A 17,412-nucleotide genomic window follows, 5' to 3' on the forward strand; every position below is an offset into this window, starting at 1 on the left:
GGCAGGTGGTGCGACATCACAGAATGTGAAAATGCGCAGTCATTTGTGAAGCGTAGCACACAAACTTAACTTTTCACTCATTTACCTAACATAACGAAAATGTATTGTGGATCACTATTTTTGAGACTCGTCACAGGATGTAACTATAGTGTGTCCTTGATCTCGTTTTCTTTTCGCTTGTTGCATAGAATGTGCACGAAAATTAAACCTGCCTCATATTTGGAGCAAATATGGACCGCGTCCTTCATTTTGTCCTGGCACTTGTTGTCGTTACTGCACTCGCATTGCTGGTCAGCACAGACCGCAAAAAAATTCGTATTCGTTATGTTGTCCAGCTGCTGGTCATTGAAGTTTTACTTGCGTGGTTCTTCCTGAACTCCAACGTAGGTCTCGGCTTCGTAAAAGGCTTCTCCGAAATGTTCGAAAAACTGCTCGGATTCGCCAACGAAGGGACCAACTTTGTCTTCGGTAAAATGAACGACGAAGGTCTGGCATTCTTCTTCCTGAAGGTGCTGTGCCCAATCGTCTTCATCTCCGCGCTCATCGGTATTCTGCAGCACATCCGTGTTCTGCCGTTCGTGATTCGTGGAATTGGTTTCCTGTTATCCAAAGTCAACGGCATGGGCAAGCTGGAGTCTTTCAACGCCGTCAGTTCCCTGATCCTCGGTCAGTCTGAGAACTTCATCGCGTATAAAGATATTCTCGGCAAAATGTCGCGTAACCGCATGTACACCATGGCGGCAACCGCAATGTCTACCGTTTCCATGTCTATCGTGGGCGCGTATATGACCATGCTGGAGCCAAAATATGTTGTCGCTGCGCTGGTTCTGAACATGTTCAGCACCTTTATCGTGCTGTCGTTGATCAACCCATACCGCGTTGACGCCAGCGAAGAGAATATCCAGATGTCCAACCTGCACGAAGGTCAGAGCTTCTTCGAAATGCTGGGCGAGTACATTCTGGCCGGTTTCAAAGTGGCGGTTATCGTTGCCGCCATGCTGATCGGCTTCATTGCGCTGATCTCTGCGCTGAACGCCCTGTTCGCCGCGGTGCTGGGTATCTCCTTCCAAGGGATTCTGGGCTACATCTTCTATCCTGTTGCCTGGGTGATGGGTGTTCCGGCTCACGAAGCGCTGCAGGTGGGCAGTATCATGGCAACCAAACTGGTTTCTAACGAATTCGTTGCGATGATGGATCTGCAGAAAATTGCCAGCACGCTTTCTCCGCGCGCGGAAGGCATCCTGTCCGTGTTCCTGGTCTCCTTCGCGAACTTCTCGTCTATCGGTATTATCGCCGGGGCGATTAAAGGCCTGAACGAAGAACAGGGTAACGTGGTTTCACGCTTTGGCCTGAAACTGGTGTACGGCTCCACTCTGGTGAGCGTTCTGTCCGCGTCCATCGCAGCGCTGGTCCTGTAACGTTTACTGCAAAACAAAAAACCGGGAGCTTGCTCCCGGTTTTTTTATGCCCGAATTTCTTCCAGCGGTTTGGGTTTACCTATCAGGTAGCCCTGCAGGTAATCCACGCCGAAGCGAAGCAACATCTCCCGCTGTGCGGGTGTTTCGACATACTCCGCCACCACACATAGCGATTTCGTCTTCGCCAGATTACACATCGACTGGACGATCATCGCATCCATGTCATCAGTACAAATGTCTTTAACAAAGCAGCCGTCAATTTTGATGATATCCGCCTGCAGACGTCTGAGACGCTCGTAGTTAGCGTAGCCTGTACCAAAATCATCAATAGCAATCCGGAATCCACAATCCCGCAGTTGCTGAATATTATTGATGCTGCAACCTGAATTGGAGAAAGCCTGCTCTTCGGTGATCTCAATGACCACGGTTTGAGGGGCAACGCCGTATCGTTCAAACAGCGCACAAATCTCGGTCGCCACCTCTTTTTGCATCAGCGTGAGCGGCATCAGATTGACGGAGAAACGGGCCCCAGGCTGCGTCGCTGGATGATCGCGCAGCCACAGCAGTAATTTTTCCATAACGCACATATCAAACCGGTGGCTAAGGTTGAACTGAGCAATCAGCGGAATAAAGCGATCAGGGGTGATGATTTCGCCCTCGCTCTCCATACGCGTCAGAATTTCGTAGTAACCGCTACCGTCTGCCTTCTGGATCGGTTGCGCGTATAAATGGAACTGACCCGCCTCCAGGGCATGCTTAATCCGCGCTAACATCAGGACGCGCTCTGTTGTTTGTCCTGATGCAGCCTCCAGGCTATTCGTCAGCGCAAGTACGTTCTGTCCTGCACAAGATTGCTCAGCCAGCCAGCTTAATTGCCCCAGCGTGTGATGCAATTTTTCACCGTTTTCGACCATCCCCCAGGAGGCACCAAACTCAATATCCAGCCCGGTGTTGTTCCAGAAAATTTTCCGGCTGTTCAACCGATCAACCATATGCTGGAGACGCTCAGCAATTTCCGGCCCCAGCAAGACCACCACCAGCTCGCTTCCGGGCAACTGGAAGAGCATCTCGTCCTTTTGCAGAAGGGGCTGCAGCGACGAGGCGATCGTGCGTTTGCAGTGGACCCGCATCAGGATCCCGTAATGGCGGCTCAAAAATTCCAGGTTATCCATGCGCAGAATGCACACTTTGGCATCCTGGTGAATCTCAAGATACTCCTCCAGCGCACGGATATTGGGCAAACCGGTCAGCGGATCGGTCAGCGCTCTGCCCTGCCATCCCCGCTTCAGCCACTCGCTACGCTGGTAAATCCGCGACATGTAAAGCAAGCAGATGGCAAACGAGATCAGCACGGACAGGATAAAGGAGAGTGAATGGCCCGACTCCACACCATTCAGGAAGTTATAGTTGTAGGTCAACAGCAGAAGCGCTGAAGCAGCCCAAAGCAGAGAGATAAGTGCATAGGTCAGGCGGCTTATCGCTAAGGTAAAGAGAATAAAAATCAGCGGCATTAAATAGCCCGCTATAACAGGGGATTCAAAAGGGCCACATAAAACAGCGAGAATGAAGCCTAGAAGCATGAGCCAGACAAATATAAACAATGAATTCTTATGGAAAAAAATGGGCTTCACGCTTCGTCGCCAGAAGGTAATGGCATAACGAGGATTAATTATCATTCTTAACGGGTAATAGAACATCATGGTAAAAATCAGCGCCGCGCCTATCAGACTTTGAATATCCACGACGTTATAAATTACCGTCCCTTCACCGAAGAAGGTGGAGATAGTTACCGGGAAATCAAACAAATAGCCCGCTAAATACATCGACATTTTAATGCCGAGTGGCACAATAAAACCGAGCCAGAATATCCGTAATCCAATGTGCTTGTTAGGAATGCAGTAGCGCCAGCGCCTGCCCAGCATGAGGCGCAACAGGCCGCACGCCGCGAACAACGCAAAGGTCTGACAAAACAGCAATACTGAATATTGTAGCGGTGCTAAATTAATATAGAATAAATTAGTGACAGTAAAACCTAACAGAATGGGAAGAATTGCCCGACGACCAAATAACAGAATTACCGCCAGCATAACGCTCAGGGGTAACCAGGCTAAATAAACGTCGTGACCATTCACAATCGCGCGCGGGGAGAGATAACGGGAGAAAGGAACCGCGATCAGGCATATCGCCAGGGCAATTATAAATATCTTTACATTATTGTACGTTTTTCTATTCATTAAGCTGATGCGATTATTATCCGTTCATATCATTGACCGGATGGATAATAGGTTTATTAATTGTGCGAATCAAGTTGAAGTCTATTTATGGACAGGTTTATTGATTTCGATTGAGGTCAGGTACAGGAATACCTTCTTTTTGATAACAAAATGCGGTGGTGAACGTTACAAACAGATAAAAAAAACCCTCGTCTTTTGACGAGGGTTTAAAATTTTGGTGGAGCTAAGCGGGATCGAACCGCTGACCTCTTGCATGCCATGCAAGCGCTCTCCCAGCTGAGCTATAGCCCCACATGTGACTTTACTGACCGCACTCTGTTGGGTTCAGAGTTTGGTGGAGCTAAGCGGGATCGAACCGCTGACCTCTTGCATGCCATGCAAGCGCTCTCCCAGCTGAGCTATAGCCCCATCGTAAAGCTGTCATGTTGACGGGCGGCATAATATGAATTCCGCCGCGGAGTGTCAACGGCAAATTCATTGACCGTGATTCAATCGCCGAAAATTCATGCAAATGAATCACTTTGCGAGCCTGCTCGCAGTCATGAGTTAAGCCTGTCACGTTTTCACGTTAAACGGTGCTATAAAATGAGCCGTTAATTAACCCCACGAATATTCAGGAAATTGTATGATCAAGGAACGAATGACGCCGGAAGAGTTAGCCCTGCTCACCGGCTATAGCCGACAGACCATCAATAAATGGGTACGCAAAGAGGGTTGGATAACGTCACCAAAACCAGGCGTCCAGGGGGGCAAAGCACGCCTGGTACATGTGAATGAAAAGGTGCGTGACTTTATCCGCAGCGCGCGACGGGCAACGGAGACATCCGCAATGCCTGACGGCATCAGCAATGAGCGTTCGCTTCATACCCTCCTCCTGACGCTGGCAAATGAAATGACGCCAGAAGAGCAGAAGCAGATGACATCACTGTTACTGCGGGAAGGGATTACCGGTTTGTTACAACGCCTGGGAATTCGCGACCAGAATTAATATGAAAAGATTACGTAGCAAAATGACCACGGAAGAGCTGGCGGAGAGTTTAGGCGTTGCCAGGCAAACGGTGAATCGCTGGATACGCCAGCAGGGATGGGAGACCGAAGGTCTCAATGGTGTGAAAGGCGGTCGGGCGAGGCTCATACACGTCGATGCGCGCGTGAAGGAACATATCATGCGCCTCCCGGCTATCCGAAACCGTCAGGCAGTTTACCACCTGGCAGAGACAACAGCGCCATACAGTGTCCCCTCCTCTACTCTGCGACCGGATATCATTGCGACGCTGGAAAACCTGACGCCGTCTGAACAGGAATGTCTGGATGCATTCCTGAAGCGCGAAGGGTTACGCGGCTTTCTTACCCGTCTGAATCTGGCTGAATATACGGCATAAAAAAACGGCAGGTCACCCTGCCGTTCTGCCAGACTAAAATGTAATTACTGCTGGTTTTCACGTGCCGCAATAAAGTCCAGCGCTTTGTTAATACGCGCCACGCTGCGTGATTTACCAATTGCATGCACGGTCACATCCAGTGCCGGGGACTGGCCCGCACCGGTCACCGCAACACGCAGCGGCATACCGACTTTACCCATACCAACTTCCAGCTCGTCCGCCGTCGCCTGAATAGCGTGATGCACGTTCTCTGCGGTCCAGTCAGCGATCGCAGTCAGCTTGTCTCGCACCACTTCCAGCGGCTGACGCGCAACCGGGCGGAGGTGTTTCTTCGCCGCATCCGCGTCAAACTCATCAAATTCTTCATAGAAGTAGCGGCAGCTTTCAGCCATTTCTTTCAGCGTTTTGCAGCGCTCGCCGAGCAGTTTCACCAGGTCCGCCAGTTCAGGGCCTGTACGGGTATCAATATTTGCCTGCTCAATGTGCCACTGCAGGTAAGTCGCCACGTATTCCGGCGGCATGGTATTGATGTAATGATGGTTCAGCCACTGCAGCTTATCGGTATTAAATGCGCTCGCTGATTTACTCACTGAGCTCAGAGAAAAGAGTTCGATCATCTCTTCGCGGCTGAAGATCTCCTGGTCGCCGTGGGCCCAGCCCAGACGCACCAGATAGTTCAGCAGCGCTTCAGGCAGATAACCGTCATCGCGATACTGCATAACGCTGACCGCGCCGTGACGTTTAGACAGTTTTTTCCCGTCATCGCCGTTGATCATGGAAACGTGTGCATAGACAGGCACAGGGGCGTTCAGCGCTTTCAGAATGTTGATCTGGCGCGGCGTGTTGTTGATATGGTCTTCACCACGGACAACGTGGGTAATTTCCATATCCCAGTCGTCAACCACAACGCAGAAGTTATAGGTTGGGGAACCATCGGTGCGGCGGATGATCAGATCGTCCAGCTCCTGATTGCTGAATTCGATCGGGCCACGGATCTGGTCGTCAAAGATCACCGAGCCATCCTGCGGGTTAGCAAAACGCACCACGCACGGTTCATCAGCAGCATGCTCGCTATGGTCATGGCGGCAGCGGCCGTCATAACGCGGCTTTTCACCGTTTGCCATCTGCTCTTCACGCAGCGCATCCAGACGCTCTTTGGAGCAGTAGCATTTATACGCCGTGCCCGCGACCAGCATCTCATCAATAACTGCGTTATAGCGGTCAAAACGTTTGGTCTGGAAATACGGGCCTTCATCCCACTCCAGGTTCAGCCAGTTCATCCCATCCATAATGGCTTCAATTGCTTCCGGCGTGGAGCGCTCAAGATCGGTGTCTTCAATACGCAGCACGAACTCACCTTTGTTGTGGCGTGCAAAAAGCCAGGAATAGAGAGCAGTACGAGCACCACCGACGTGCAGATAGCCTGTCGGGCTCGGCGCGAAGCGAGTTTTGATTTTCATGAAATGGCCTTACGTTATAAAGATGCCGGCAATCGGCAAATCCCGGGGAAAAAACAATGGGCAATATTCTATCACTGTGGGGGGATTCCTCAATGTTCATCCCTTTATCATGAGCGAGTTTGCTGTTTTTGTTTAGAAATCATGCGCCACCGCCCGTTTTGCGATCGTTTTGTTTAATTTTACGACGAACGAATAAAAACTTTAGAAAATGCGTTGACTCATTTTCAACTCTCCCTATAATGCGACTCCACACAGCGGGGGTGATTAGCTCAGTTGGTAGAGCATCTCCTTTACACGGAGGGGGTCGGCGGTTCGAGCCCGTCATCACCCACCATCTACTTCGGTAGACTCGCAGTGTAGATAAGTGTTGAGATTGGGCGATTAGCTCAGTTGGTAGAGCATCTCCTTTACACGGAGGGGGTCGGCGGTTCGAGCCCGTCATCGCCCACCATTCTCATCTTATCGCAGTAGTTCCGAAATGGGCGATTAGCTCAGTTGGTAGAGCATCTCCTTTACACGGAGGGGGTCGGCGGTTCGAGCCCGTCATCGCCCACCATTTCGGGTCGTTAGCTCAGTTGGTAGAGCAGTTGACTTTTAATCAATTGGTCGCAGGTTCGAATCCTGCACGACCCACCAATGTAAAAAAGCGCCCTAAAGGCGCTTTTTTGCTATCTGCGATATGGATGATTCGAACCTGCAGCAGGTTCGAGCCGAACGCAGTGAGGCACCGGAGTCGTTTACGGCGACGGCCCGAAGGGCGAGCGAAGCGAGTCATCCTGCACGACCCACCAATGTAAAAAAGCGCCCTAAAGGCGCTTTTTTGCTATCTGCGTATCTGCAGTTTGTCTACTTTCCTGCCGTCAACGTCTCAATCAACGTCTTCACCGCCGGCGTCACCTGTTTCTCGTTATACACGACATACAAATCTGCCGGAATACGCTCTTTCAGCGGGCGAAACACCACGCCCGGCCACTGCATTTGCGCGTAACTGTCGGCAGCGAGCGTAATCCCCATCCCCATGCTTATCATCGCCAGTACCGTTTGTGGCTCTACGGCTTCGCGTACAATCATCGGTGAAAAACCGGCCTGCTGGCAGACGCGATGTAAAAATGCCCAGTCAGAATGTGCTGACGGCATCGTGACGAAATACTCGTCCTGTAAATCAGCAAGCGCAACGCAGGGTTCCCTGACCAGCCGGTGATCTTCCGGCATCGCCACAAGAAACGCCGCCTCGCGCAACCGCACGCTGGTAAACCCCGCGGTGGGTTCCGTTGCCATTCGCCAGATCCCAATATCCAGCTCCTGACGCTCAAGCAGCGCCATCTGCATGACCGGCGACTTTTCGCGAAAAACGACATCAACATTCGGATGTTCTTTCAAAAAAGTGCGCATAACCGTGCGCACCTCACTCCACATGGCGGTACCGACAATACCCAGCTCAATACGCCCTGCCTCACCCCGGCCAATTTGTTCGACGCGCGCCAGAGCCTGATTTGCGCTGGCAAGCAGCCGACGAGACTCTTCCATCAGCACTTTACCCGCATGCGTCAACGCGACGCTTCGCGAGTGGCGAATAAACAGTAACGTGCCCAGCTGGCTTTCCAGCTCTTTAATGTGCAGGCTTAATGGCGGCTGGGACATATTGAGACGGGCCGCAGCCCGTCCAAAATGCAGTTCCTCCGCCACGGCCAGAAAATAGCGCAGCAGCTTGAGGTCGGTTCGATAGACGCGTTCCATCAAAACATATCCTGGCGATAACACTTAAGCGCCTACCTTAAAGCCTTTCACCGCAGAGAGGGGAAATTTAGTGCGCAACTGTGCGCATCTCGCTGTTTTTACTGGCGTGGTGGTAGTTAAAGCTGAAATAAAACACTACGGCCAGTACCAGGGCATAGGCTGCAAACACCAGCCAAATCGTCTGCCAGTCTTTCACCCCATCCACCGAGAAATAATCAACTGCCATACCGCTCAATACCGATCCGAAATAAGCCCCAATACCGTTAACCGTCGTCATAAACAGCCCCTGTGCGCTGGCGCGAATATCGGTGCTGACCTCCTGTTCGACAAACACTGAGCCGGAAATATTGAAGAAGTCGAATGCACAGCCATAGACAATCATGGAAAGCATGAGCAGCACAAAGCCCGTTGCGGAGGGGTCGCCAAAGGCAAACAGACCAAACCGGAGCATCCAGGCCACCATGCTCATCAGCATCACGGCTTTAATACCAAACCGTCCGAGGAAGTACGGAATGGTCAGAATGAAGAACACCTCTGACATTTGCGAAACGGAGAGCAAAATGGACGGGTGCCTGACGATAAAGCTATCTGCATACGCCGGATTACGGGCAAAATCATGCAGGAAGGGGCTACCGAAGGTATTGGTGATCTGCAGCACAGCACCCAGCAGCATCGCGAACAAAAAGAACACCGCCATACGAGGCTGTTTAAAAAGAACAAAGGCATTAAGGCCCAGCTTGCTGGCCAGAGACTGGGACGTTTTCTGCTTCGCCACGGGAATGGCCGGCAACGTCAAAGAATAGAGCGCCAGCAGCAGAGACGCGCCAGCTGCAATATAAAGCTGCACGTTGCTTAGCTCCGCCCCCATCAGGCTTATGGCCCACATTGCCGCAATAAAACCCACGGTGCCATACACCCGCACGCGCGGAAAATGGCTTACCGTCTCCAGACCCGCCTGCTCAAGACAGGAATAGGAGATCGTATTCGACAGCGCAATGGTGGGCATAAAGGCCATCGCATTGACCAGCATGACCCAGAACATCAGGCCGGGCTCATTCACCTGCGCGGCGTAACAGAGTGCGGCGGCACAGACGAGGTGGCAAATGACGTAGGCGCGGTCTGCCCGTAGCCATTTGTCGGCAATGATTCCCACCAGCGAAGGCATAACGATCGCGGCAAGGCCTTTGGAGCTGTAGACCATGCCCACGTCGGAGCCGGTAAAGTGTAGGGTGTTGATCATGTAAGCACCGAGGGTAACCAGCCAACTCCCCCAGATAAAATATTGCATAAAGGACATCATCTTTAAGCGAGTCGTGATGTTCATAGCCCATTCCTTATAGCAGTGTGGCCCTGACGGGCCACTTTATTGTTTTACTCAGGCAATATGGCGGAGAAAACCGCAGATAAGATTGATGAAGTTCTGGCGTGAGAGCTCAGCCGCCGCGAGCGTCTGCTCATGCGACAGCTTTACCTCGCCCAAACCTTCGGCGAGGTTGGTAATTGCAGAAACGGCTACAACCTTCAGGCCACAGTGGCGTGCGGAAATCACTTCCGGCACCACGGACATGCCGACCACATCGCCGCCGATAATTTGCATCATGCGGATCTCTGCCGCCGTCTCGAAGTTCGGGCCCGGATAAGAGACAAATACCCCTTCATGCAGCGGGAAACCCTCTTTCGCCGCCACGGTTTGCAGCATCGCACGGTAATCCGCGTCGTAAGCATTGGCCAGGGAGAAGAAACGGTCGCCAAAGCGCTCATCGTTCAGCCCCACCATCGGCGTGCCAGGCATGGTATTGATATGGTCGCTCAGGGCAACCAGGCTCCCCGGCAGAACTTCCGGGCGCAATGAGCCTGCCGCATTGGTGCTAAACAGCAACTCACATCCCAGCAGTTTGAACGTGCGGATCGCATCGGTCATGATGGTCATCCCGCGCCCCTCATAGAAGTGCCCTCGCCCTTTCATACAGGCAACAGGCACCCCGGCAAGATGCCCCAGCACCAGCTCGCCTGCGTGGCCGTGGACGGTGCTCACCGGGAAGCCCGGCAGTTTTTCATAGCTCAGGGAAACGGCATCATCAATCTGGTCGGCGAGCGCGCCAAGGCCAGATCCGAGAATAAACGCCACGCGAGGCGTGAAGTCAGGCTTAGCCGCACGGATAATATCGGCGCAATACCACGGGTTTTTTGAGAGGGTCATAGAGGCTCCTTGAGAATGAAGTTCGCGATAGCATAGATCGCATGACCTTAGTCTTATATCCGGAGCCTGCGGGTGACCTCCAATACACTTTCCCGGCACCATCAATACTGTTTTTGTATCAATGTAATGTCCTGCCAGATATGGCAGTTTTGCTCAAGCTAATCCCGTCAGTGCCGATACCTCTGTTTTATAACGCGAGGAAAAAGTATGACGACTATCCAGGCTTCAGCCCCACCCATTCAAACCAGCGGCGGCGGGAGTGGGGCTTCTGGCGGGAACGATATTGCTGCGCAAATCAGCCGTATTCTCGACAAGATCCAACAGCTGACTCAGCAGTTAAAAGAGCTGGCGGACAGTTCCGGCAGTGCAGATGAAAAGAAAAAGCAGCAGGAGCTCATTCAGACCCAAATCACCGTGCTACAGGCGCAGCTCGCCGCGCTGCAGCACCAGCAGGCTGAAGAGGAGCAAAAGAAACAGGAGCAAGCGCCGGGTAAAGTGGAAGGGGTGAATAGCCCGACAGACGATCATCAGATCGATATCTATATTTAATCGTCGGATGCGTTAAACAGTGGGTCGCGTATGCGGGCCTCGGTTAATCGCTGTGCCTGGATACGCACCACTTCCCATATAGCCTGCGCCGCCCCCGAGAGGGAACGATTTTTGCGCCGTACTAACATCAGTTTTCGCTCGACAACAGGCGTTAAACGCTTCACGGCCAGTCGGCTCCCCTGCGGCAGGGGGAGCGCCAGAGCGGGCAACACGCTGATCCCAATTCCGGCTTCCACCATGGGAAACAGCGTGGCCGGATGCCCAATTTCCTGCACGATGGTGGCCTTTACGCCCTGATTAACCAGCGCGGAATCGATCAGCGGACGGCTGCCGGAAGCATAATCCTGCAAAACCAGGTTCGCGCCCTGCAGGAACTGCCAGTTGACCGCCGGCAACGTTGCCAGCGGATCGTCATCCCGGCAGAGCAGTAAAAAAGGCTCAGAAAGCACGCTTTCGCACGCCAGGTCGCTCACCTGGCCGGGGTCGATCACAATACCAAAATCCACATCTCCCTGACGGATGCTTTCCAGCACCCACTGCTGCGGCCGGTCGTGCAACACAAAATCAATGTCCGGATAGCGGTGGTTTCCCTCCGCGATACACTGCGGGATAAGGTGTGCCGATATTGTCTGGCTGGCTGCGACCCGCACGGTGCCCGAAAGCTGCTGCCCCAGCCTTCCCACGTCTCTGAGCGTGCTGTTCAGTTCATCCAGCAGACGTTCGAGGCGCTGGGCCAGCTGCTGCCCTGCTTCGGTCAGCACCACTTCGCGTGTGGTACGGTCAAGCAACCGCACGCCGGTCTGATTTTCCAGCTCTTTCACGCTGTGGCTGACGGCTGACTGGCTGAGGCCAATCATCTCTCCTGCCCGGCTGAAGCTACGGGCATGGGCGACGGTGACAAAAATACGAAGCTGGCGTAAGGAGTAATTCATCTGTTTAATTCATGAATGAATGCAATAAATCAATTTTATTTCTCAAATGGAAAAAAGCACAATAGCGACATCTGTTTTCAGGAGTCATTATGAAACTATTTCGTATTGTTGATCCGTTTACGCTTACTCTGGTGGTCACCGTTTTACTGGCCTCGTTTTTCCCGGCCCGCGGTGGTTTCGTCCCGTTTTTTGAGGGGCTGACGACGGCCGCTATCGCGCTGCTGTTCTTTATGCACGGCGCAAAACTCTCCCGCGAAGCGATTATCGCGGGTGGTGGCCACTGGCGACTGCACCTCTGGGTGATGTGCAGCACCTTTATTCTGTTCCCCATCCTCGGGGTGCTGTTTGCGTGGTGGGCGCCGGTTAACGTCGACCCGGCACTCTACACCGGTTTTTTGTATCTCTGTATTCTGCCAGCCACCGTGCAGTCGGCCATTGCGTTTACCTCCCTCGCGGGTGGCAACGTTGCGGCCGCAGTCTGCTCCGCATCGGCATCCAGCCTGTTAGGGATTTTCGTCTCCCCGCTGCTGGTGGGCCTGCTGATGAACATGCATGGCGCGGAAGGTAACCTTGAGCAGGTGGGCAGGATCTGTCTGCAACTGCTGCTGCCGTTTGTCCTGGGCCATCTCTCGCGCCCGTGGACAGGTGCGTTTGTGACGAAGCATAAAAAGTGGATCTCCAAAACCGACCAGACCTCAATTCTGCTGGTGGTTTACTCCGCCTTCAGCGAAGCGGTCGTGAACGGGATCTGGCACAAGGTGGGCGCAGGCTCACTGCTGTTTATCGTGGTCGTCAGCATTGTCCTGCTGGCGATTGTCATTGCCGTAAACGTCTTTGTGGCACGTAAATGCGGCTTCAACAAAGCAGATGAAATTACGATTGTTTTCTGCGGTTCGAAGAAGAGCCTGGCGAACGGTATCCCGATGGCCAACATTCTGTTCCCGACCTCGGTAATTGGGATGATGGTATTGCCGCTGATGATTTTTCATCAGATCCAGCTGATGGTCTGCGCCGTGCTGGCGCGTCGCTATAAACGTCAGACGGAAAAACTGGCGCAGGAAGAGACCCGCGCCGCGAAGGCTTAAGGATGTTTCAGGGGCTGAACCAGCTGGGTCAGCCCCTCGGTTTTGATCAGCAGCGTGATAGCCATCAGCTCGCCCAGTCGCCCGGCCGGGAACTCATCCTTACGGGCAAACCACAGCAGATACTCCTCCGGCAAATCGATCAGCCTGCGGCCCTTATATTTACCGAACGGCATCTCCGTATTGGCGATCGCAACGAGCTGCTCTTTTTCCACGTTACTCTCCTAACAGACGCATCATTTCCGCTTCGTCGATAACCTCAATGCCGAGTTCCTGGGCTTTCGCCAGCTTCGAACCCGCTGCTTCCCCGGCAATCACCAGGTCGGTTTTCTTCGACACGCTGCCCGCCACTTTTGCGCCCAGCGCCACCAGACGCGCTTTCGCATCGTCGCGTGAAAGCTGGCTCAGGCTGCCGGTCAGCACCACCGTTTTACCGGCGAACGGACTGTCGATCTCTTCGGCATTAACCACCACCGGCGCGGGCCATTTGATGCCCTCTGCCAGCAGTTTGCCAATGACTTCGCGGTTGCTCTCTTCCGCAAAGAAGTTAAAGACGTGCGTGGCGACTACAATGCCGACATCCGGCACTTTCTGCAGCTCGTCGATGCTTGCCTTTTCCAGCGCCTCCAGCGTGCCAAAGTACGCCGCCAGACCTGCTGCCGTTGCTTCCCCCACTTCACGGATGCCCAGCGCGTAAAGGAAACGGGCGAAGGTGGTCTCTTTTGCGGCTTCCAGAGCGTTAACCACGTTCTGCGCCGACTTCGGCCCCATGCGATCCAGACCGGTCAGCTTGCCCGCCGTCAGTTTGAAGAGATCCGCTGGCGTATGCACATACTCTTTTTCAACCAGCTGATCGATAATCTTATCGCCCATGCCGTCGACGTCCATGGCGCGACGGGAGACGAAGTGCTTCAGTGACTCTTTACGCTGCGCGCCACAGATCAGGCCGCCCGTACAGCGCGCTACCGCCTCACCTTCAACACGCTCCACGTCAGAGCCACACACCGGGCAATGGGTCGGGAAGACCACTTCACGCGTATCATCAGGGCGTTCAGACTCAACGACGTTTACCACCTGCGGAATAACATCGCCCGCGCGACGAACCACCACTTTGTCACCAATCCGCAGGCCCAGACGTTCAATCTCATCGGCGTTATGCAGCGTGGCGTTACTCACCAGCACGCCCGCGACCTGCACAGGCTCAAGACGGGCGACCGGGGTAATGGCGCCCGTACGGCCGACCTGGAACTCCACGTCGCGAACGAAGGTCATCTGTTCCTGAGCAGGAAACTTAAACGCAACCGCCCAGCGCGGCGCACGCGCCACAAACCCGAGTTGCTCCTGAAGCGCCAGTGAGTTCACCTTAATGACAACGCCATCAATATCAAAACCGAGCGTCGGACGGTCCGCTTCCACCTTTTGGTAGAACGCGAGTACCGCTTCTGGCGAGTCACAGAGCTGTACGCGGTTACTCACCGGCAGGCCCCACGCCTTAAACTGCATCAGGCGCCCGAGGTGCGTATCCGGCAGCTCGCCTCCCTCCAGGATCCCCACGCCGTAGCAGAAGAAAGTGAGCGGTCGCTTCGCGGTGATACGCGGGTCAAGCTGGCGCAAAGAGCCTGCCGCCGCATTACGCGGGTTAGCAAATACTTTCCCGCCGGTGCGGCGCGCTTCTTCGTTGATTTTCTCGAAACCCGCCTGCGGCAGGAACACCTCGCCGCGCACTTCCAGACGCGCAGGAATATTGTCCCCCTGCAGCTTCAGCGGAATTGCGCGGATGGTGCGCACGTTGGTCGTAATGTCTTCACCCGTCGTGCCGTCGCCACGCGTGGCGGCACGCACCAGCACGCCGTTTTCGTAGAGAAGACTGACCGCCAGGCCATCAAGCTTCAGCTCGCAGCACCAGGTGAGAGCGTCGCTGCTTTTCAGACGGTCCTGCACGCGCTTGTTAAACGCGAGGAAGCTCTCTTCATCAAAGACGTTATCCAGCGACAGCATCGGCACTTCATGGCGTATCTGGCTGAACGCTCCCAGCGGCTCGGCACCGACGCGCTGGGTGGGAGAATCCGGCGTAATGAGTTCCGGGTGCTGCGCCTCCAGTTCGCGAAGTTCGCGCATCAGGCGGTCATACTCCGCATCCGGCACCTCCGGCGCGTCCATAACATGATAGAGATATTCATGATGGCGAAGCGTGGTTCGCAGGTCAGTGAGTTGTTGTTCGATTGAGTCCATATCGCACCATCAATGAGAAAAAACCCCCGACATGCGGGGGTTGAGGAGGAGTTGACGTAAACGCGATGATTACGCGTTGGCTTCCTTAACTTCGCGGATGCGGTCCTGATACTCGCGCAGTTTCTGCGGGGTCATCATTCGACGCTGATCGTCGAGCACCACACCGCCTACTTCGTCAGCGATGTGCTGAGCGGATTGCAACATCAGCTTAAAGTTTTGCAGTTCATCACCGTAAGAGGGCACCTGCATAAAGATGGTGACACCTGGGGTCACGAAATCACCGGTCATTTCCGGATCAAAAGTACCCGGGTTGACCATATTGGCCAGGCTGAACAGCGCCGGGCCGCTACCGTCAGGGCTCAGGTGGCGATGGAAAATATTCATGTCGCCAAACTTGAAGCCTGCCTGTTGAATACTGTTAAGCAGCACGTCACCGTTGAGATGGCTACCGTGATGCGCGGCCACGTTCATGATGATCACCGCTTCTTTACGCTGCGGTTTTTCAACAACCGGTTCTGGCTCTGCTACCGGTTCTGGCTCAACATGCTGTGCTGGAGCAGGCTGCGGCGCTGGCTGCACATGAACAGGCTGCTGCGGCTGTTGTACCGGCTGCGCGGGCTGTTGTTGCACAGGCTGCTGCACGGGTTGCGGTTGAACCGGCTGTGGCGCAGCAGGCTGCTGATGGACAGGCTGTTGCGGCGGCTGGCGCACAGGCTCTTCTACCGGCTGCGGCGCCTGCTGGCGCGGCTGAGCAGAGGCGTACGGCGGTTGATACTGGTGCTGCGCAGGACGGGGGGCTTCATGCTCCCCATGAGCCGCGCCGGGCGCAGTATTGACCCGATGAACACGAACTTCACCCACGCCGTCATCGTCGCGACCGTCGATGTCATCTTCAATGTCATCGTCATCACGACTGGACTTCATGCGCTTCAGTGGGCGATCGCGGAACATCGAAGAACGCTCTTTACGGCTGGTCCAGAAACCATGTACCAGTAAAGCGATTATGGCGATCGCGCCAACAATGATTAATATCAGACGCAAATCCTGCATCATTATATTCTCTGTTGTTCTAACACCTTGCCACCACGGCAAACATTTACTCACTAAGAGTATTTGCCGTTTACGTCAAGTGCAAGTGTGTGCAGAGCATTCACAGCATAAAGATGAAGGAAATCGTGCTTTTTGCTGGTTTTTCGAACATTTCCGAACTGGTCATTAGCCTACAAGTGGATAATATAGGCGGCAATTCCACTGGTTGTGAAAAAAGGAGTACAGCCTGGTTATGGTTTCAACATCGTCTTCTCCCCCACGCAGCGGCGTCTGGTATTTTTCTCAGGGCTGGAAACTGGTTTCACTGCCGGGTATCCGACGCTTCGTCATCCTTCCGCTGTTGATCAACATTCTTCTGATGGGCGGCGCGTTCTGGTGGCTTTTTACAAAGCTCGAGAGCTGGATCCCTGCGTTAATGAGCTATGTGCCCGACTGGCTACAGTGGCTGAACTATCTGCTCTGGCCGGTGGCGGTTATCTCCGTGCTGCTGGTGTTCGGCTATTTCTTCTCAACCATCGCTAACTGGATAGCCGCACCGTTTAACGGCCTGCTGGCAGAACAGCTGGAGGCGCGGCTTACCGGCGCGACGCCGCCGGACACGGGCGTGCTCGGGATCATGAAAGATATCCCCCGCATCATGAAGCGCGAGTGGCAGAAATTTGCCTGGTACCTCCCCCGGGCGGTAGTGCTGCTTATCCTCTATTTTGTGCCCGGCATTGGCCAGACCGTGGCGCCGGTGCTGTGGTTCCTGTTCAGCGCCTGGATGCTCGCCATCCAGTATTGTGATTATCCGTTCGATAACCACAAGGTACCGTTTAAAGCGATGCGCAACGCCCTGCGTACCCAGAAGGTCGCCAATATGCAGTTCGGCGCGCTAACCAGCCTGTTCACGATGATTCCCTTCCTGAACCTGTTCATAATGCCGGTTGCTGTGTGCGGCGCGACGGCAATGTGGGTGGACTGCTACCGTGCTAAGCACGCGTTATGGAAATGATGCAAAAATGTGTAAAGCAGGGGTGGCTTATGCCGCCCCTTATTCCATACTGATCCCCATTATTTCCTTGCAGTATATAGATATGCGAATTCCTTACTTCCCCCTCCCTGCTTAGCAGGTATGCTGGGGCGGTATCCCAATT

The 17,412-nt window shown here is 53.9% G+C and carries 15 protein-coding genes, 6 tRNA genes and 1 other RNA gene; 11 read left to right on the plus strand and 11 right to left on the minus strand.

The window, feature by feature from the left end:
- Positions 1-230: 230 nt before the first annotated feature.
- A complete protein-coding gene (locus ACMGGM_RS07080; protein ID WP_014884725.1) occupies positions 231-1,418 on the plus strand; it encodes a NupC/NupG family nucleoside CNT transporter in 1,188 nt (395 codons plus the stop codon).
- Between the two features lie 44 nt (positions 1,419-1,462).
- On the opposite strand, the gene ACMGGM_RS07085 is transcribed toward ACMGGM_RS07080, so the two are convergent.
- The 3 genes from ACMGGM_RS07085 to ACMGGM_RS07095 form a co-directional block, all read right to left on the minus strand.
- Entirely contained in the window at positions 1,463-3,652 is a 2,190-nt protein-coding gene (locus ACMGGM_RS07085) for an EAL domain-containing protein (protein ID WP_032635939.1), read from the minus strand.
- 215 nt (positions 3,653-3,867) lie between these two features.
- Positions 3,868-3,943, minus strand: a tRNA-Ala gene (locus tag ACMGGM_RS07090).
- 41 nt (positions 3,944-3,984) lie between these two features.
- Positions 3,985-4,060, minus strand: a tRNA-Ala gene (locus ACMGGM_RS07095).
- Positions 4,061-4,277: 217 nt separating this feature from the next.
- Between ACMGGM_RS07095 and ACMGGM_RS07100 the strand changes: the two genes are divergently transcribed.
- Together ACMGGM_RS07100 and ACMGGM_RS07105 are read left to right on the plus strand one after the other, a co-directional pair.
- Entirely contained in the window at positions 4,278-4,640 is a 363-nt protein-coding gene (locus ACMGGM_RS07100; protein WP_014884727.1) for a YfeC-like transcriptional regulator, read from the plus strand.
- Position 4,641: 1 nt separating this feature from the next.
- On the plus strand, positions 4,642-5,034 hold the full coding sequence (locus tag ACMGGM_RS07105) for a YfeC-like transcriptional regulator (RefSeq protein ID WP_063943759.1): 393 nt from the start codon (positions 4,642-4,644) through the stop codon (positions 5,032-5,034).
- Between the two features lie 44 nt (positions 5,035-5,078).
- Here ACMGGM_RS07105 and gltX read toward each other — a convergent pair whose 3' ends face one another.
- Positions 5,079-6,494, minus strand: coding sequence for a glutamate--tRNA ligase (gene gltX, locus ACMGGM_RS07110; RefSeq protein ID WP_023331032.1), 1,416 nt, complete (start codon positions 6,492-6,494; stop codon positions 5,079-5,081).
- Positions 6,495-6,752: 258 nt separating this feature from the next.
- On the opposite strand from gltX, the gene ACMGGM_RS07115 reads away from it, so the two are divergent.
- The 5 genes from ACMGGM_RS07115 (at position 6,753) to ACMGGM_RS07135 (ending at position 7,285) form a co-directional block, all read left to right on the plus strand.
- Positions 6,753-6,828: transfer RNA gene (locus tag ACMGGM_RS07115), tRNA-Val, on the plus strand.
- Between the two features lie 41 nt (positions 6,829-6,869).
- Positions 6,870-6,945, plus strand: a tRNA-Val gene (locus ACMGGM_RS07120).
- Between the two features lie 29 nt (positions 6,946-6,974).
- A tRNA-Val gene (locus tag ACMGGM_RS07125) sits at positions 6,975-7,050 on the plus strand.
- A 4-nt stretch (positions 7,051-7,054) separates the two neighbouring features.
- Positions 7,055-7,130, plus strand: a tRNA-Lys gene (locus tag ACMGGM_RS07130).
- A 29-nt stretch (positions 7,131-7,159) separates the two neighbouring features.
- Positions 7,160-7,285, plus strand: a non-coding RNA gene (locus ACMGGM_RS07135) — RtT sRNA.
- A 55-nt stretch (positions 7,286-7,340) separates the two neighbouring features.
- Here the strand turns inward: ACMGGM_RS07135 and ACMGGM_RS07140 are convergent.
- The 3 genes from ACMGGM_RS07140 to xapA form a co-directional block, all read right to left on the minus strand.
- Positions 7,341-8,231 carry a LysR family transcriptional regulator gene (locus tag ACMGGM_RS07140; RefSeq protein ID WP_063943762.1) on the minus strand — a complete coding sequence of 297 codons (891 nt, stop codon included), beginning with the start codon at positions 8,229-8,231 and terminating at the stop codon, positions 7,341-7,343.
- A gap of 67 nt (positions 8,232-8,298) precedes the next feature.
- On the minus strand, positions 8,299-9,555 hold the full coding sequence (locus ACMGGM_RS07145) for a nucleoside permease (RefSeq protein ID WP_063614212.1): 1,257 nt from the start codon (positions 9,553-9,555) through the stop codon (positions 8,299-8,301).
- A 51-nt stretch (positions 9,556-9,606) separates the two neighbouring features.
- Positions 9,607-10,431 carry a xanthosine phosphorylase gene (gene xapA / locus ACMGGM_RS07150; RefSeq protein ID WP_023338616.1) on the minus strand — a complete coding sequence of 275 codons (825 nt, stop codon included), beginning with the start codon at positions 10,429-10,431 and terminating at the stop codon, positions 9,607-9,609.
- A 207-nt stretch (positions 10,432-10,638) separates the two neighbouring features.
- Here xapA and ACMGGM_RS07155 point away from each other — a divergent pair, with 207 nt between their 5' ends.
- A complete protein-coding gene (locus ACMGGM_RS07155) occupies positions 10,639-10,980 on the plus strand; it encodes a FlxA-like family protein (protein ID WP_014884732.1) in 342 nt (113 codons plus the stop codon).
- Here ACMGGM_RS07155 and ACMGGM_RS07160 read toward each other — a convergent pair.
- Positions 10,977-11,912 (minus strand): LysR family transcriptional regulator, encoded by a 936-nt coding sequence (locus tag ACMGGM_RS07160; protein ID WP_047027338.1) that lies wholly within the window; start codon positions 11,910-11,912, stop codon positions 10,977-10,979. The genes ACMGGM_RS07155 and ACMGGM_RS07160 overlap by 4 nt on opposite strands.
- 89 nt (positions 11,913-12,001) lie before the next feature.
- Between ACMGGM_RS07160 and ACMGGM_RS07165 the strand changes: the two genes are divergently transcribed.
- Positions 12,002-12,997 (plus strand): bile acid:sodium symporter family protein, encoded by a 996-nt coding sequence (locus ACMGGM_RS07165; protein WP_014884734.1) that lies wholly within the window; start codon positions 12,002-12,004, stop codon positions 12,995-12,997.
- Here the strand turns inward: ACMGGM_RS07165 and ACMGGM_RS07170 are convergent.
- The 3 genes from ACMGGM_RS07170 to zipA form a co-directional block, all read right to left on the minus strand.
- A complete protein-coding gene (locus tag ACMGGM_RS07170; RefSeq protein WP_063943764.1) occupies positions 12,994-13,209 on the minus strand; it encodes a DUF3820 family protein in 216 nt (71 codons plus the stop codon). The two genes, ACMGGM_RS07165 and ACMGGM_RS07170, sit on opposite strands and share 4 nt — an antisense overlap.
- Before the next feature lies 1 nt (position 13,210).
- Positions 13,211-15,226, minus strand: coding sequence for an NAD-dependent DNA ligase LigA (gene ligA, locus ACMGGM_RS07175; RefSeq protein WP_014884736.1), 2,016 nt, complete (start codon positions 15,224-15,226; stop codon positions 13,211-13,213).
- A gap of 69 nt (positions 15,227-15,295) precedes the next feature.
- Positions 15,296-16,279, minus strand: a complete 984-nt coding sequence (gene zipA / locus ACMGGM_RS07180; protein ID WP_045134549.1) for a cell division protein ZipA — start codon at positions 16,277-16,279, stop codon at positions 15,296-15,298.
- 229 nt (positions 16,280-16,508) lie between these two features.
- Here zipA and cysZ point away from each other — a divergent pair, with 229 nt between their 5' ends.
- A complete protein-coding gene (gene cysZ, locus ACMGGM_RS07185) occupies positions 16,509-17,270 on the plus strand; it encodes a sulfate transporter CysZ (RefSeq protein WP_023338618.1) in 762 nt (253 codons plus the stop codon).
- The last annotated feature ends 142 nt before the right edge of the window (positions 17,271-17,412 follow it).

It is taken from the genome of Enterobacter sp. BNK-14 (assembly GCF_047456095.1).
GTDB classification, from domain to species: domain Bacteria; phylum Pseudomonadota; class Gammaproteobacteria; order Enterobacterales; family Enterobacteriaceae; genus Enterobacter; species Enterobacter kobei.

Bases quoted from the DNA above. Each gene is read 5' to 3' on its own strand.
- ACMGGM_RS07155 (WP_014884732.1), top strand. From the start codon at position 10,639: ATGACGACTATCCAGGCTTCAGCCCCACCCATTCAAACCAGCGGCGGC.
- ACMGGM_RS07160 (WP_047027338.1), bottom strand. From the start codon at position 11,912: ATGAATTACTCCTTACGCCAGCTTCGTATTTTTGTCACCGTCGCCCAT.
- ACMGGM_RS07140 (WP_063943762.1), bottom strand. From the start codon at position 8,231: ATGGAACGCGTCTATCGAACCGACCTCAAGCTGCTGCGCTATTTTCTG.
- ACMGGM_RS07145 (WP_063614212.1), bottom strand. From the start codon at position 9,555: ATGAACATCACGACTCGCTTAAAGATGATGTCCTTTATGCAATATTTT.
- cysZ (WP_023338618.1), top strand. From the start codon at position 16,509: ATGGTTTCAACATCGTCTTCTCCCCCACGCAGCGGCGTCTGGTATTTT.
- zipA (WP_045134549.1), bottom strand. From the start codon at position 16,279: ATGATGCAGGATTTGCGTCTGATATTAATCATTGTTGGCGCGATCGCC.
- ACMGGM_RS07165 (WP_014884734.1), top strand. From the start codon at position 12,002: ATGAAACTATTTCGTATTGTTGATCCGTTTACGCTTACTCTGGTGGTC.
- ACMGGM_RS07105 (WP_063943759.1), top strand. From the start codon at position 4,642: ATGAAAAGATTACGTAGCAAAATGACCACGGAAGAGCTGGCGGAGAGT.
- ACMGGM_RS07080 (WP_014884725.1), top strand. From the start codon at position 231: ATGGACCGCGTCCTTCATTTTGTCCTGGCACTTGTTGTCGTTACTGCA.
- xapA (WP_023338616.1), bottom strand. From the start codon at position 10,431: ATGACCCTCTCAAAAAACCCGTGGTATTGCGCCGATATTATCCGTGCG.
- gltX (WP_023331032.1), bottom strand. From the start codon at position 6,494: ATGAAAATCAAAACTCGCTTCGCGCCGAGCCCGACAGGCTATCTGCAC.
- ACMGGM_RS07085 (WP_032635939.1), bottom strand. From the start codon at position 3,652: ATGAATAGAAAAACGTACAATAATGTAAAGATATTTATAATTGCCCTG.
- ACMGGM_RS07100 (WP_014884727.1), top strand. From the start codon at position 4,278: ATGATCAAGGAACGAATGACGCCGGAAGAGTTAGCCCTGCTCACCGGC.
- ligA (WP_014884736.1), bottom strand. From the start codon at position 15,226: ATGGACTCAATCGAACAACAACTCACTGACCTGCGAACCACGCTTCGC.